Raw genomic sequence first — 14,892 nt, forward strand, 5'->3', positions numbered from 1 at the left:
TGCGGCCCGTTGCAGTCCATTACGGCCCGGGTTGCATTGCCTGAGCGCATCGAAAGCATGCCGTACACGCATAAGGTTTGATTAATTCGGGCCGTGTCGCTAGATTTCAAGCAAATTCATAACTCGAGACATCATGCCGAACACTCAGCCCGCCGGTTTTTCCACCTCCCCCCGTTCTCCCGTTGTAGTCATCGCCCCGGATTCTTTCAAGGGTTCGCTTAGCGCGGAACAGGTCGCCGACGCGATTGCGAGCGGTATCCGGCGCGCGCGCAGCGACGCCGTCATCCGCATCGTGCCGATGGCCGACGGCGGCGAAGGCACGCTCGACGCCATGCTCGCGGCGGGCGGCGAGCGGCGCCTGATCGACGTGCGAGGCGCGGCGGCAAAGCGCCGCGATGCCGCGACAGGTTTGCTGGCGGACGGCAGCGCGATCGTGGAAACAGCGGAAGTCGTGGGGATTACAGACCCCGACGGCATGGCCGTGCCGGTCACCGAGCGCAGCACGCTCGGCATGGGCGAAGCGATCCGCACGCTGCTCGATCTCGGTGCGCGCAAGTTCTATGTGGCGCTGGGCGGCAGCAGCACGAACGATGGCGGCGCGGGACTGCTGGTGGGCCTCGGCCTGAAACTCTTCGATGCAGACGGCAAATCGCTCGACCCGGTTCCTTCGCAGCTTGCGCGAATCGCGCGCATCGACGCGACGGGGCTCGATCCGCGCGTGCGCGACGCCGAATTCACAGGTATGTCCGACGTGGATAATCCGCTCACCGGCGAGCATGGTGCGACGGCGATTTTCGGGCCCCAAAAGGGCGTGACGCCCGACCAGATCGCCACGATCGATGCAGCGCTCGGCCATTTCGCCGATCTACTCGAACCGGCGCTGCAACGCACCGGGCGGGATAAACCCGGCGCCGGCGCGGCAGGCGGTCTCGGTTTTGCGCTGCATATGCTGGGCGCGCGCTTCGAGGCCGGCGCGGAAGTGGTCGCGCGAAAAGTGGGGCTGGATGCAGCGCTCGATGGCGCGGACTGGCTGATCACGGGTGAGGGACGCTCGGACGTCCAGACGCTGCACGGCAAGGCGCCATTTATCGCGTGTCAGCACGCTCGCGCGCACGGTGTGGAAGCGTCGCTGCTGTCCGGCGCTATCGATCCGGCGGCCCTGCCGCGTTTGTCCGAGCATTTCAGCGGGTGTTTTTCGCCTGCACCCGGGCCGATCACGCTGGAGGTCGCGATCCGTGACGCCGCCACGCTGCTGGCGAACGAAGCTGAACAACTTGCGCGGTTGAAGTTCGGTTCGAAATAAATGCGTAATGCAATGATCTAACAGCCAGCGACACGCTGGCCGTTAGATCGCTCACTGACTCGCTCATCGCGTGTCGGCAACTTTGCGAGGACTGAACAGCAAGCGGTCCGATATCCACACAATCAGCATCGTCAGGCCCATCATCGGGAAGACGATGCCGAGGGCAGTCAGACCGCCGACCCATGCGCGCATCGGCGGATGGAGTACTGGTCGGGACGGCGCGCCGATCACTCTGGCCGGCTTGCGTTTGCGCCACATCACAAAGCCGCTGATCGACATGGCCGCGAGTCCAAGCGAGATCGCCGACGAAAGAATCTGATTCGCCACGCCGAAATAGCGGCCCATGTGCAGCGACGTGCCGTACGAAATCCATTGCGCCACGCGCCCGTAATCGCGATACGCAATGTCCGAGAGAATCTGGCCGCTGTATCTATCGATGTGCAACGTGCGTTCGGCTTGAGGATCGGCGGGAAAGTACGACACCGTGTACACGCCCTCGGCGGTTGTTGGCAACGCGATGTCGTAACCATCCCTGACGCCTGCTTGTGCCGCGAGTGCGATGACCTTGTCGAGCGGGATAGTGCCGTCCATAGCATCGGCGGCGCTCTGCGGAACGTGCGTATCGCCCACTGCCCACGGCGTCTGCGGCAACGGCAGATCGTCCATCTTCATGCCGGCCATCGACGGATCGGTCATGTTCATCGCGGGCTTTGCGGAATGCACATGCGCGCGGCCCCACGCCCCTTGCGGATAACCGAGCTGCGCGGAGGTCGCCAACGCCTTGAATTGCTTGCCCCATGTGCTCGACCACGGCAAGCCGCTAAGCACGAAAAACAACGCGCCGAGCGCAAGCCACGCACCGCCGACGGCATGCAATTCACGCCACCAAACACGGCCTTTCGACGACGACAACCGCGGCACGAACCGGCCGCCCGCCTGACCCGCCTTCGGCCACCACAAGGCAATGCCGGTTCCGATCATCACCAGCGTCCAGCACGCCGCCAGTTCCATCAGGATCTCGCCCGTCTTTCCCAGCATCAATCCGCGATGCAGATTGCGAATCTGCTTCATCAAGCGGTTCTCGACGCTCAGCCTGCCCAGCACCTCACCCGTGTAGGGATTGAGATAAACGCTTTCGCTCGATCCCGATCGCAGCCGGAACACGAATTCCGCGCTGCGGCGAGGATCGGTATTGATGACAGCGGTGGTCGGCACGGCATCGCGTGGTTCGGCAATGGTCGCTTTCGCGAGCAACACCTGCTGGCTCAGACGCGGCTGGGTGCGAGCATCGACGATCATCCGGTCGTGATACAGCAGCGGCTCGATCTGCGGCTGAAAGCAGTACAGCGTGCCGGTGATCGCGAGCACCAGCAGCAGCGGCATGACAAACAAGCCAGCATAGAAATGCCAGCGCCATAACAGCCGATGCCGCGCGGCTACGCGAGCGTCGGAGAGAGAAGCAGATTGCATGTGAGGTGTCCTTCTATAAGTTGACTGCAGACCCAAGGGACTCGAAACGATCGTCAGATCCCGATGCGGCCTTCGACATAAACCGTCCGCCCCGCGTACGGATGGAACACGTAGTAACGGTGATCGAAGAGGTTATCCACGCCGATGCCGAGCTCGGTTCGCTTCGTCGGACGGAAGGTGAATTTGGCGTCGACGACCGTGTACGTGCTCGTGCCGCCGTAGGTGTTCGGGTTCGTATCGGTGTTGGTGAGCGTGTTGTATTCGCGGCCCGAATAACGCGCCGCGACCGTGACGGCGCTCTGGCTGGTCGCGCGCCAGGTGGCGGCCACGTTCGCGCGCCACAACGGAATGCGATAGAAGTACTTGCCCACTGACGCCGGATTGCCGCTGTTCGCGATGATCTTCGATTGCGTGTACGCCAGCCCCGCCGTCAGGTCCAGGCCGCGAATCAAGACGTCCTGCCCTTCGTAGCTGGTTTCCACTCCGCGCGAACGCACCTTGTCGATATTCTGAAAATTCGTGATGTTCGGAATCACGGTGGTGTTGGTCTGGCTGAACAGCGTGTTTTTCACATCGTCCTGGAACAGCGTGAAGCGATACACGCCATTTCCGTGTTGCCACTCGGCCGTCAGTTCCTTCGATAGATCGTCTTCAGGCTTCAGGTTCGGGTTGTTATTTATGATCGACAAACCCGTGATCTGCCCTTGAAACAACTCGCCGACGGTTGGGAAGCGGTACGCCCGTCCTATCGATGCGCGCAGCAACAGGTCTTGGGTGACATCGAAGGACAGTGAGGCTTTTGGTGACCAATGGCTCTGGCTGACTTCCGCGTAATTCAGCGAGGTCGCGCCAACCGCTCGCGTGCCGTCGTACGCGTTCCAGTTCTCGTAGCGCGCGCCGTAGGTGAATTTCCAGCGCGGCAGGAACCGCCACGCGTCTTGCGCGTACACGGCTTGCGTCTCGGTGCGCCCGCCGAACGCATTAGCAAACGAGGTCCCACCGCCGTCGCGCCAGGCCGGGGTGTTGTAGGTTTCGTTATCGAGGAAATAGTTGTCGTAGTGATAGCCGAACGACAGCCAGTGCGCCCCCAGACCGGTGGTTGGCTTGGCTGGCGTCCACGTCGTACGCAGGTCGAGCGTTTTCCAGCCGGTGCCGTCGCCGAATGCGATCGTGCCTGCGCCGTTGCCCGGTACGCCTGAGTTCGCGGTGCGCGCAATGCTCTGCGTGATATCGAAATACGACGCTATGGCTTCGGCGTTCCAGCCGGATGCGTTGCGCGTTTTCAGCGACAACCCGTACAGGAAGTTCTCGCTTGCGCCTTGGCTCGGCGCAAACGTGGCGGCCGGCACGTTGTATTCGTAGCCGCCAATGTTCACGAGACCGCTATAGACGGGATTGCCGGCGGCATCGCGGAGAAATGATTGGGTGTCGCTGTTGTATTTCTGATGCCAGTAACCGAGCGTGAAACCCGCTTGCAAAGTGGGCGTGAGGTCATACGCGAGCTTCAGCTTGAACTGGTCCTGGAATGTCCGCTCAATCCCCTCCGCCGTCACGCCCAGCACCGCCGTGCGGTTGTTGTTTTGGTCGTTGTAGAAATACGCGCCGGTCACCGGCTGATCAGTCGCCTTCGCCGGTGTCGCCGACGCCGCCAGCGTCGCGAATTGCAGCGGCTGGCCCGTGTTTTCCAGATGATCGACGCCGATCAGCCATGACAGGTTGCCGTTCTTGTCGCCTATGGTCGCCGACGAATTCGTGCCGTTGAAACTTCGATTCACGCCGAACAAATTGAAGTGCTGGCTGAACGCCTGGACGTGGGCATCGGCTTCGAATTTCTGCGGCATGCGCGTGGTGATGGCTACCATCGCGCCGATCGAATTGCCGGGATACAGCGCCGAATACGGGCCATAGATCACGTCGGTGCGCTCGATGTCGTCGGCGAAAACCATCGACCAGCGCGGTGCGAACGTGAACGTATTGCCGAGGAAATTGCTGAGCAGCAGGCCATCGGCGTACACCAGCCCGCGCGCCGTTTGCGCATTGCTCGTGCCGCGCACGGCGATAGGCGAATTCACATCGCCGATAAACCGCTTGCGCACCGCCATGTTCGGCACGTACTTCAGCACGTCTTCGGGCGTGACCACGTTCCAGTATTGCGACTGATCGGCGGTGACGGTTGCGGTCGTGGCGGGAAGATTCGGATCGAGCGGCGAGCGCGCCGATGAACCCGCGGTGCTGGTGACGACGACCGGGGCGAGCTGGACGGCGTCGGCGTCGCGGTTGTCGGGCGTGCTTTCCGAGGTAGTCGCGGCGGGAGCAGCAAGCACGAAGGCCGGCGCCATGAGGGAAAGCGGTAAGCAGGCATAGCGTTGGAATGCGGAACCATGAAACTGATGAAACATGAACGCGCGCGAGCGCACGGCGGCACGGCAACCTGACGGCTGCCGTGCTCGCTTGAGGAGCTTGAGCATCGAAGAAAATCCTGAATAAGTGAACGCAGACCATCCGGCCACACGCGCTTAAACGGCGCGCGTAGCCACGACAAACAGCCAGGACGATCCATACGGACGAACTTCAGGAAACGATGGGCGGCGCGCGCGGAGACGCGGCGTTGAACGACTTGACGTGAACGACTTGCGCAACCGGCACGGCAGCGAGGCGCGTAACGCGTTCGACCCGCACCAACGCGGCAGGCGGCGCCGATGCCAGCGGCACGTTGTGTGCGAGCAAGCCGCAATACGAACAGGCGTCGAACGAATCGGCGCCGGCCATGTGATGACCGGCTTGTTCGTTACTCTGAACCACCACATGCGGCGTGGAAGGTAGCGCGGATGAAACGATCTGCGCGAGGGCATCGGCGGAACAGATCGCTGCTTGCGGATCGACACCCTGGTGACGCGACGCCAGCGTCTGGCTAATCACCGGCGCGACAATAGCCAGCCACATGGCTGCCATGCCGAGCCATGCAACGAGGCGATTGCGCGAAGTGCGATTCATCAGGGTAAGTTCAGCCGCGGAGGGGCAAACGAGAATGAGTGGCGATTGTAAGCACGTCGTTCGTGCGACGCAATGTGGTTCGGGGGTTTCCAGGTTTATCGGCAGCGGGATGGTCGATGTTTCGGTGTCGTCCGCATCGGGTTGGGTTCTGCCCGCACTCCCCCGTGAGTCCCTCAGTTTGCATATTGCGCATGGAGACATTGGGCATCGATTCGGTTAGAATGCCGAGCTTGGCGCGACGCACGCACCTGCGTCGCCGGGAAATCCGCTTTCCCGAGGTCGATCAAGCGCGGTAGGTGGTACGAGGTGGTTGGGCATGGATTGCACGTTTCCCCTGCCTTCCGAACTCCCGAACCCGCTTTAAACTAGCCGCACAAACGCGCGTGAGTGGCGAAATTGGTAGACGCACCAGGTTTAGGTCCTGACGGCAGCAATGTCGTGTCGGTTCGAGTCCGACCTCACGCACCAAGCTGAAAACGAAGCCTCGCAGTGAAAACCGCGAGGCTTCGTCATTTGCGCGGCTGGTTTTTGGGCCGATGCAGCCCGGCGCTTCTGTCCAGTTCAGGCAGCGCGCTGAGTCAGCACTTCATCGATCAACCCATAATCCCGCGCCTGATCCGCCGACATGAAATTATCGCGGTCGGTGTCAACTGCAATCTGCTCCACGCTCTTCCCCGTGCGCTCCGCCGTGATCTCGTTCAGGCGCCGGCGCGAATACAGTACCTCTTCGGCCTGGATGGCAATATCGGCGGCTGTGCCCTGCGAGCCGCCCGAAGGCTGGTGGATCATGATGCGCGCGTTGGGTAGCGCAAATCGTTTGCCCTTCGCGCCCGCGGTCAGCAGGAACGTGCCCATGCTCGCGGCGAATCCAGTGCAAAGCGTCGAGACATCCGGCCGGATGAACTGCATGGTGTCGAAAATCGCCATGCCGTCGTAGACCGAACCGCCCGGCGAATTGATGTACAACGCGATGTCCTTCTCCGGGTTGTCCGCTTCGAGAAACAGCAGTTGCGCGACGACGAGGCTCGCCGTCTGGTCCGTCACCGGCCCGACCAGGAAAATGATGCGTTCGCGCAGCAGCCGCGAATAGACGTCGTACGCGCGCTCGCCGCGTCCGGAGTGTTCAATGACGGTCGGCACGAGGCCAAGGCTGTGGGGATTCATATCGTTGCGGTCCTTTGTTTTTGCTCACTGCGGATGCCTTCAGCCGATATGACGCACAAGGCCGTCCATGCGTGACGCCCGTTCACGCGATATATTTTTGTCGATGGCTGTCACATTCACGTGGCGCCAGCCGTCAGGCCGATACAGAGTGAAAGCACGTAATCGAGGGGAATCCGCATGACTGGTGATAGGGATATCGATCGCGACACGGCGCAACTCGCCCTCTTCGAGGCGTCGCGCGCGCGGCTGTTTTCGCTGGCTTACCGGATTCTCGGCGTGCGCGCGGACGCCGAGGACGTCGTCCAGGACACGTTCGTGAAATGGCATCTGCATCAGCGCACGACGGGTGCCGTGGGACGCAATGCGCTGGACACGCCCGCGGCGTGGCTCGCGACTGTCGCAAAACGGACGGCCATCGACCGTTTGCGGCGCCTGAAACATGAAGCACCGTTGCCGGGCGGTATCGATAATCTCGACGGTTTCGATTCCATCGATCACGCTCCGTCGGCCCAGACACTCGCGGAACAGGCATCGGATTTATCGTACGGAATGCGCCGCGTGCTCCATCGGCTTTCGGCGGAAGAACGGGCGGCGTTCCTGCTGCGCGAAGCGTTCGAAGCGGACTACGCGAGTATCGCGAAGATCCTTAACCGGAGTGCCGCGCATTGCCGGCAAATGGTGCATCGTGCGAAAGACCGGGTGCGCGACGATCGGAAAAACAACGAGGCAACGCATACGGCCCGTCGCGAGGACGCAATCGAGCCATTACTCGATGCCATCGCGCGTCAGGACGTCAGCGCGCTGGTCGCGCTGACGCTTGCCACGGCGTCGGGGTTTGCTCCAGTCGTTCCAGTCTCCGCGACAGCAATTGCCGAGCAGCAGGCGGCCGTGCTGACGCACGCGTTGATCGCACGACTGCGGATCGGGCGCATCGAGTTGCGCGCATCCTCTCTTGTGACCGTCTGACACCTTCGTGCGGCGGCCGCGGTTCAGCAGCGGGGAAAAACCCGCACGACCCCGCCAGCCAAGCCACAAACGAATTCTTTCACTTGAGGCGTCTCGTGTATCCTGAAAACCGGTGTCTGGAGAGTCCAGCCACCTCGATCAAGGATCCACAATGGCTTTCAACAATCAGGCCGCGACAGTCGCGGTAGGGTCGCGGAGCATGATAACCAGCGGCCTCCTGCCTGTTGGTTTTCGCTTGCACGGGGCAATCAGGTGAACGAGCCCCAACGCTTTACCGTACGCCACACAAGCATCTACCGGTATTCGGAACCGGTGGATTTCGGCGAACACCGAATGATGTTCCGGCCGAGGTCCAGTCACGATCTGCGCCTCGTCACCATGCAATTGAAGATCACGCCGGAACCGGCGCGCTTGCGCTGGCTGCACGATATCTTCGACAACTCGGTGGCCGTCGCCACCTTCGATAGCCAGGCAACAGAGCTGACGTTCGAAAGCGAAGTCACGCTCGAGCACTTCGAAACGCCGCAGCCGGACTACGCGCTAGAGCGCTACGCCGCCACGTTCCCGTTTGCGTACACGAATGAGGAAGCGTCGGATCTGGTCAACGCGCGCAACCGGCCAGAACCGGACGGCGATGTCGATGCCTGGGCAAAACGTTTCGTCACGGCTGGCGAACCCATGGGGACGATGGCGCTGCTGCGCAAGATCAACCAGGCGATCAACGACGACTTCAAGTACGTCCGCCGCACGGAAAAAGGCGTGAATCGTCCCGCCGACACCTTGCGCCTGCGCAGCGGCAGCTGCCGGGACTTCGCGGTGTTCATGATGGACGTGGTGCGCTCGCTGGGTCTGGCCGCGCGCTTTGTCAGCGGCTACATCTTCGTGCCTGAACTGGACACCCCGCCTGACACCAAGCGCGACGCGACGCGCGGTGGCGGCGCCACGCACGCGTGGCTGCAAATTTATCTCCCCGGTGCTGGCTGGGTCGATTTCGACCCGACCAACAGCATTATCGGCAACCGTCATCTCATCCGCGTCGCGGTTGCATGGGACCACCATCAGGCCCTCCCGCTATGGGGAACCTGGAACGGCGAGCCCGGCTCGTTCCGCAGCCTCGATGTCGAGGTCAGCGTGACCGAGAACCGCTGATGTCCTCTTCCATAGAAAGGCCACTCCCATGAAACTCCGCGTTGGTTACGAGCTGGTCTACGAGTGTCAGCAGCCGACACCCATGCTTCTCATGCTGAACACGCATTTCTCGTTCGCACCCCAGGTCTTGCTTGCTGATCTGCTGGTCGTTGATCCGCCGGTGCCGATCTCGCAGTATCGCGATGGCTTCGGCAACCTGTGCAGCCGGATTGTCGCGCCAGAGGGCCAGATAGCGCTATCGACATCGGCGTTGCTCGAGGTGCCGGATGAGTTCGAAAAACCCGGGCTGGAAGGCGAGCAGCATCCCGTTGAAAACTTGCCCAATGAATGCCTGGTGTTTTTGCTTGGCAGCCGTTATTGCGAAACGGACCTGCTCTCGGACGTCGCGTGGAAAATGTTCGGCAATACGCCACTGGGACGCCCGCGAGTACAGGCCATCTGCGACTTCGTGCATAACCACATCGTGTTCAATTATGCGCATGCGCGGCCGACCAAGACCGCGTGGGAAGCGTATAACGAGCGCCAGGGAGTATGCCGCGACTTCGCGCATCTGGCAGTCACTTTGTGCCGCGCGATGAACATTCCTGCCCGCTATTGCACAGGTTATATCAGCGACGCCGGTATGCCGCCGCCCTACACCGCGATGGATTTCGCCGCGTGGTTCGAGGCGTTTATCGGCGGAAGCTGGCAGACCTTCGATGCACGCAACAACGTCCCACGGATGGGCCGCGTGTTGATGGCGCGAGGCCGCGATGCCGCCGATGTTGCGATAAGCAATACCTTCGGTCCTACCAAGCTACTCAAATTCGATGTGATTTGCCAGGCGCAGTAACAAGCACTTTTACTTCGGATATCTAACTGAAATTGCATCGTGCTGAACGGGTTGGGGCCGCCCGTTCCGCCACGCCTTGCAGCACATTCCCATCCGGGGGATAATTCGGGTTGAATATGGCATGCAGTGAGTTAGGCGTAGTGGGCCGGATTCGTGCTGCACCGAAAAAGACAATGCTGCATCCCCTTACCTGTCCAGTCTCCAGAACACGCGCGAGCCATTGAGTTTCAATGGCTTTTTTTCTGGCCTGGACTGATCGGCTCACGCCGTCATGACCTTCCATTGCCGTGAACTTCGACGACTATTGCCAGCAAAAAGCCGCGCCCGATGGCTCCAGCACGTACTACGCCCTGCGCCGTGCGCCCTCGTCCAGACGACCGCTCCTGACAGCGTTTTACGCTTTGCGCCGGGAGCTGGAAGACACCGTCAAGCAAACCAGCGATCCGACTATCGGCCGCACCAAGCACGCCTGGTGGCAAAAGGAACTGGCCAGCCTGTTCGGCGGCGAACCCGTGCATCCGGTGACGAAGGCGATTGTCGCGCATCAGGCGAATACGCCGGTTCTCGACGAGCAAGGACGTGCGTTGATCGACAATCTGGTCGATGGTTTCAGCATGGACCTCGATCAGGCACGTTATCTCGACTGGCCGGGTCTGCGGCGTTATCTGGACAACGTCGGCGGCGCGTTTGCGTTGATCATCGCCCGCGCGAGTGCACGCCGTCCTGATGATGCAGCGAACTGGGCCAATTCGCTTGGCACGGCATTGATGCTGGCGGAGCGCATAGCGGAAATCGGTGACGACGCGCGCCACGGCCGCATTTATCTTCCCATCGATGAGCTGCAGCGCTTCAATGTCACCGCGGCCGATCTCATCAACCGCAAATACAGCGATGGGTTCACTGAGCTCATGCGCTTCCAGACCGGTCGCGCGCGCGAAGCGCTTAAGCAGTCGCTGGCCGCGATCCCCTCGGACGAGCGCGCGACGCAGCGCGTGCTACGTGCGCAAGCGGCTTTATCGTTGGCATTGTTCGATGAGATAGAACGCGAAAACTTTCAGGTGCTTCATCAGGGGATTGCGTTGACGCCTATTCGCAAATTGTGGATTAGTTGGCAAGTCAGATAGGTTCGCTCGCGCCGGTGGACGGGGGGGTGCGGGTTTGGGGTTGGTGGGTGGGGTCGGTGCTCGGGTGGTCGGTTCTGGGGTTAGTGGTCGGAGTTATTGCCGGGTTGCTGCTTTCGGCGTTAGTGGTCTGCCTGACTCGGATTTTCTCTTTATCACTATTAGCCACTGTGCGTGGCGGCACGTCATTTCTTTGTCCAAAGCGACAAAGAAACGAAGCAAAGAAAACGCTTTCAACCACGCTACCCTAAGTGTCCACAGCGTGCAGGTTTCATTCATGGGTGCCCCAAAAGCACGGTGCTCGCCAGAGCCACGGATGTTTGAACCCCTCCTTCTCGCGAATCCTGACACGAACACGCTTCGCCCCGTACGCTCTCGGGCAAGCACCATTGCTAAGGAATCCGCATGGCCTTACAAGTATTTACGGCTGCGGGCTTTTTGACAGGTTAGCTACCTGGTCTGTGCGACCGTATTTGTAGGCCACAGCTTCATGCGTGTTTGTGTTTACTGCTTCAGTTTTTGTGAATTGGCTGCGCGTTCTGTACAGCTATTTTCGTCGGTTACGGCCCACCCGCATCTTCGCGACCTCGTTTCCAGGAGGGTTGGCGACGTGGTTCGAGGCGAGTACAAATTTGGAGGGAGGTCGTCCGCGGATAGCGCGGGGTGTCCCTTGGGCAGGTTCAATCACTGGTGGCGAAGCGTGTGGGTATCCGTGTTCGGAGAAAGAGGGGTTCACACATCCTCCGCTCTAGCGAGCACCGTGCTTTTGGGGCACCCATGAATAGAAACTGCACGCTGTGGACACTTAGGGTAGCGCGGTTGGAAAGCGTTTTCTTTGCTTCGTTTCTTTGTCGCTTTGGACAAAGAAATGACGTGCCGCCACGCACAGTGGCTAACAGTGATAAAGAGAAAATCCGACTCTCGCAGACCACCACGGCCGAAAGCATCAACCCGGCATCAACCCCGACCGCTGACCCCAGAACCGACCACCCCAGCACTGACCCCGACCCCTACCCCCAAAACCGCCCCCCGTCCACCGGCGCGAGCGAAAAAACTACCCTTGTAGAAAAGCCAGCGTCTCAAACTTCTGCCCGAGGACCGCGGTGGAATCCATACCCCACCACGGCCCCAGCACGGTCGCGTACATCTGCCTGAAGTCCACTCCGACCGGCAGATTGCCGTTACCGTCCAGCCGCGCCAATTCCGGCGCAACACCATGAAGGCCGCCATTCACCCGGCCGCCCATCACGAAATGCGGCGCAACCGTGCCGTGATCCGTCCCGTTGCTCTGGTTCTGGCGCGGCCGCCGGCCAAACTCGGCATAGGTCATGATGAGCGTCTCGTTCCATCGACCCAGTTCGACCAGCGCCGAGCGCATCGCAACCATTCCCTCCGATAACTGCTTGAGCAACGCCGCCTGCTGACCCGGCTGGTTCTGATGGGTATCGAAACCATTGAGCGTCAGGCGGATCACCGCGACGCCCTGCCCCGTTTGCGGCACGCCGGCAGGAGTATCGGTAGCGGACAGCACTTGCATGGCCGTCTTGATCGATGTCCCGAATGCGCCGCCCGGAAATTGCGTCTTGAGCGCGAACTGGCCGGCTCGCGGACGCAGCCGGTCGGCCGCCTTCACGATTTCGTTTTCCACATCCAGGATATGCGCGAGCGCGGGATTGCGTTCCTTCAACGATACCGGCGTCGCAAGCCGCGCCTGCTTCTCGAACTGCGCCGGATTCACGAGCGCGATGGCGCGCGCGCCGTTCGCGAGCGGGCCCATTTCCGCGCTGCCAATCACCACGGCATCGGCAGCAAATCCTGCCGGCACGGGCTGCGCGCGAAATGTGCGCGTAAGCCAACCTTCGTGCAGATATTGATCGGAACGCGAACCGGTATCCCAGATCTCGATGGATCGAAAATGCGAAAGGTTCGGTTGCGGATAACTGACACCCTGCACGATCGCGAGTTGCCGGTCTTTCCAGAGCGGCATCAATGGCTGCATGGCGGGATGAAGGCCCGTGCGCTCGTCAAGCTGGATGACCTGCTCGCGCTTGATGCCAATGCCCGGGCGCAATGCGGCGTAAGCCGGGTCGGCGAACGGGATCACGGTGTTCAGGCCGTCGTTGCCACCCTTCAGTTCGACCAGGATAAGGACATTGCCGTACCCGCTCGAACGCATCTCGACCGGGAGCGGGCTTGCTGCGGCAAACGCCGAGGGCGCAAGCGCGAAGGCGCCGGCTGCGCCGGTTATCGAAAGGAAGTCGCGTCGGTTCATGGGGCCGCCTATTTCAACTGGTACGCAGGGTCCATCAGCAACGCCCGCAAATAAGCGCTGCTCGTGGCATCAGGTTCAATGGCATCCGCGGGAGAAACCGCCAGCACCGCGCGCTGCAGTTGCAATTGCGTCGACAGGTCCGGGCGCGCGTCAGGCGTCGTGTTGTACCCCGCGAGCCATGCATCGAGATCGAAACGCAAGCCCGGATGCGGCCGTTGCATCGCCGCAGGTTTCATGGCGGCATTTGTCATCATGTCAGGCATTGGGCCTGACATCGATGCCATCGCGCTCGTCTTCGCATCGGTCGCCCCCGGACGCATGCCATGCGCTTCGGTCGCGCGAAACAACTGCTCGATAAACTGCTTGCGCGCAAGCAGCGTGGAGCTGTTGATCCAGTTTTCGCCGCCCGGCCAACCCTTCACGTTCGGCGGATAAAAGAGATTTTCACCGAAATTGCGCACCTGGACGGCGAGTGCGGTCGCGTCCTGATCGGCATAACCAATATCGAACTCGCGCACAGCGCCGACCACGAATTCCGCAGGCGATTTGACGAGCACGCCACGGTTGCGCTCGTCCCAAAACGCATCCGATAAAAACAGTCCCCGCAACGCTGTCTTGATGTCGTAATGTGATGCGCGAAAACGCTCGGCGATCGATGCGATCTGAACCGGATCCGGTGTCTCGGAGATGAACTCGCGCCACAGTTCGGTCGTGATGAAGGTCGCCGTTTCCGGTTGAGCTAAAAGGATATCGAGAACCTGATCGCCATCGAAAGCGCCCATCTGGCCGAGGACGGTCTTGTCGCCGTCATCGTGGATTTTTGGATTGAATTGATAAGCGAGTGTATTCGGATCAAGCGTCCAGCCGGTGTAGGCTCTTGCGGCTTCGGTCACGTCGCGCTGCGAGTAATGTCCCTCGCCTAGCGTGAACAGCTCCATGACCTCGCGCGCAAAGTTTTCGTTGGGACGGCCTTTGCGGCTGCCGGCGCCATCGAGGTACTGCAGCATCGCCGGATCTTTAGAGACTGCATGCAGCAAGTCGCCGAAATTGCCGAGCGCGTCGCGGCGCAACAGCGCGTTCTGACGGAACATGATCTGCGGATAGTGAACCTTGTCTTCGCCGGACGGAAAGTGATCGTGCCAGAAGAGCGTCATGCGTTCGGTGAGCGGCGAGCGCGTGGTCACCATTTCGCGTACCCACCAGCCACGCAACTCATCGTAGCGATGGTTTTGTTCGCGCCGGTCATCACGGCGTTCGTCCTGCGTCCACGCACGGCGAACGTCAACTGATGGGATCGGTTCCGTCACCCACGCGGGCGGCGGTGTAGCTGCTTCAGTGCGGGCGCCGGCAAGTACCGCATCAACGGCCTGCTCGCGGGTCATTCCAATATACGGGGCGACCTCGCTCGCGCTTGCCTCGAAGCCCGTACGGGTGAGCAGGAAGCGGGCATCGGTGGCATCGAGGGGATCGGTATCGACCGCCGCCACTTCCGTCCGATGCACATTGCGTACCCGGCGCGGCGTGTTGTTTTGCGCCGCCTGAGCCGTCAGTACGCTGGTCAGCATCAAACACAACGCGATAATAAGCGCAGCCATATTCACGCCACGCTCGCGCCGATCCA

Annotated in this window: 11 protein-coding genes and 1 tRNA gene; 6 read left to right on the plus strand and 6 right to left on the minus strand. The window is 61.1% G+C overall.

The annotated features are described in order from the left end of the window. The first annotated feature begins 133 nt into the window (after positions 1-133). Positions 134-1,303, plus strand: coding sequence for a glycerate kinase (locus tag HB376_RS12445; protein ID WP_213763970.1), 1,170 nt, complete (start codon positions 134-136; stop codon positions 1,301-1,303). Between the two features lie 63 nt (positions 1,304-1,366). Here HB376_RS12445 and HB376_RS12450 read toward each other — a convergent pair whose 3' ends face one another. The 3 genes from HB376_RS12450 to HB376_RS12460 all read right to left on the minus strand — a co-directional run bounded on the left by HB376_RS12450 (position 1,367) and on the right by HB376_RS12460 (position 5,767). After that, positions 1,367-2,773 (minus strand): PepSY domain-containing protein, encoded by a 1,407-nt coding sequence (locus tag HB376_RS12450; RefSeq protein ID WP_213763971.1) that lies wholly within the window; start codon positions 2,771-2,773, stop codon positions 1,367-1,369. Between the two features lie 53 nt (positions 2,774-2,826). After that, positions 2,827-5,241, minus strand: coding sequence for a TonB-dependent receptor (locus HB376_RS12455; RefSeq protein ID WP_213763972.1), 2,415 nt, complete (start codon positions 5,239-5,241; stop codon positions 2,827-2,829). Between the two features lie 103 nt (positions 5,242-5,344). After that, on the minus strand, positions 5,345-5,767 hold the full coding sequence (locus HB376_RS12460; RefSeq protein ID WP_213763973.1) for a DUF2946 domain-containing protein: 423 nt from the start codon (positions 5,765-5,767) through the stop codon (positions 5,345-5,347). A 381-nt stretch (positions 5,768-6,148) separates the two neighbouring features. Here HB376_RS12460 and HB376_RS12465 point away from each other — a divergent pair. Continuing rightward, positions 6,149-6,235: transfer RNA gene (locus HB376_RS12465), tRNA-Leu, on the plus strand. A 93-nt stretch (positions 6,236-6,328) separates the two neighbouring features. Here HB376_RS12465 and clpP read toward each other — a convergent pair. Then, a complete protein-coding gene (gene clpP / locus HB376_RS12470; RefSeq protein WP_213763974.1) occupies positions 6,329-6,931 on the minus strand; it encodes an ATP-dependent Clp endopeptidase proteolytic subunit ClpP in 603 nt (200 codons plus the stop codon). Positions 6,932-7,108: 177 nt separating this feature from the next. Between clpP and HB376_RS12475 the strand changes: the two genes are divergently transcribed. The 4 genes from HB376_RS12475 to HB376_RS12490 all read left to right on the plus strand — a co-directional run bounded on the left by HB376_RS12475 (position 7,109) and on the right by HB376_RS12490 (position 11,002). Further along, positions 7,109-7,897, plus strand: coding sequence for a sigma-70 family RNA polymerase sigma factor (locus HB376_RS12475; protein WP_213763975.1), 789 nt, complete (start codon positions 7,109-7,111; stop codon positions 7,895-7,897). Between the two features lie 252 nt (positions 7,898-8,149). Further along, positions 8,150-9,046 carry a transglutaminase family protein gene (locus HB376_RS12480; protein WP_213763976.1) on the plus strand — a complete coding sequence of 299 codons (897 nt, stop codon included), beginning with the start codon at positions 8,150-8,152 and terminating at the stop codon, positions 9,044-9,046. A gap of 28 nt (positions 9,047-9,074) precedes the next feature. Further along, positions 9,075-9,878, plus strand: coding sequence for a transglutaminase family protein (locus HB376_RS12485; protein ID WP_213763977.1), 804 nt, complete (start codon positions 9,075-9,077; stop codon positions 9,876-9,878). A 287-nt stretch (positions 9,879-10,165) separates the two neighbouring features. Then, on the plus strand, positions 10,166-11,002 hold the full coding sequence (locus HB376_RS12490) for a squalene/phytoene synthase family protein (protein ID WP_213763978.1): 837 nt from the start codon (positions 10,166-10,168) through the stop codon (positions 11,000-11,002). Between the two features lie 1,051 nt (positions 11,003-12,053). On the opposite strand, the gene HB376_RS12495 is transcribed toward HB376_RS12490, so the two are convergent. Together HB376_RS12495 and HB376_RS12500 are read right to left on the minus strand one after the other, a co-directional pair. Beyond that, on the minus strand, positions 12,054-13,271 hold the full coding sequence (locus HB376_RS12495; protein ID WP_213763979.1) for a DUF1501 domain-containing protein: 1,218 nt from the start codon (positions 13,269-13,271) through the stop codon (positions 12,054-12,056). An 8-nt stretch (positions 13,272-13,279) separates the two neighbouring features. Next, positions 13,280-14,866: a DUF1800 domain-containing protein gene (locus HB376_RS12500; RefSeq protein WP_255631302.1), complete on the minus strand. Its 1,587-nt coding sequence runs from the start codon at positions 14,864-14,866 to the stop codon at positions 13,280-13,282. Positions 14,867-14,892 lie beyond the last annotated feature (26 nt).

It is taken from the genome of Caballeronia sp. dw_19 (genome assembly GCF_018449515.1).
Classification (GTDB): domain Bacteria; phylum Pseudomonadota; class Gammaproteobacteria; order Burkholderiales; family Burkholderiaceae; genus Caballeronia.

Coding starts and splice junctions, on each gene's coding strand:
- HB376_RS12460 (WP_213763973.1), bottom strand. CDS start 5,767: ATGAATCGCACTTCGCGCAATCGCCTCGTTGCATGGCTCGGCATGGCA.
- clpP (WP_213763974.1), bottom strand. CDS start 6,931: ATGAATCCCCACAGCCTTGGCCTCGTGCCGACCGTCATTGAACACTCC.
- HB376_RS12495 (WP_213763979.1), bottom strand. CDS start 13,271: ATGAACCGACGCGACTTCCTTTCGATAACCGGCGCAGCCGGCGCCTTC.
- HB376_RS12475 (WP_213763975.1), top strand. CDS start 7,109: ATGACTGGTGATAGGGATATCGATCGCGACACGGCGCAACTCGCCCTC.
- HB376_RS12450 (WP_213763971.1), bottom strand. CDS start 2,773: ATGCAATCTGCTTCTCTCTCCGACGCTCGCGTAGCCGCGCGGCATCGG.
- HB376_RS12445 (WP_213763970.1), top strand. CDS start 134: ATGCCGAACACTCAGCCCGCCGGTTTTTCCACCTCCCCCCGTTCTCCC.
- HB376_RS12500 (WP_255631302.1), bottom strand. CDS start 14,866: ATGGCTGCGCTTATTATCGCGTTGTGTTTGATGCTGACCAGCGTACTG.
- HB376_RS12485 (WP_213763977.1), top strand. CDS start 9,075: ATGAAACTCCGCGTTGGTTACGAGCTGGTCTACGAGTGTCAGCAGCCG.
- HB376_RS12455 (WP_213763972.1), bottom strand. CDS start 5,241: ATGCTCAAGCTCCTCAAGCGAGCACGGCAGCCGTCAGGTTGCCGTGCC.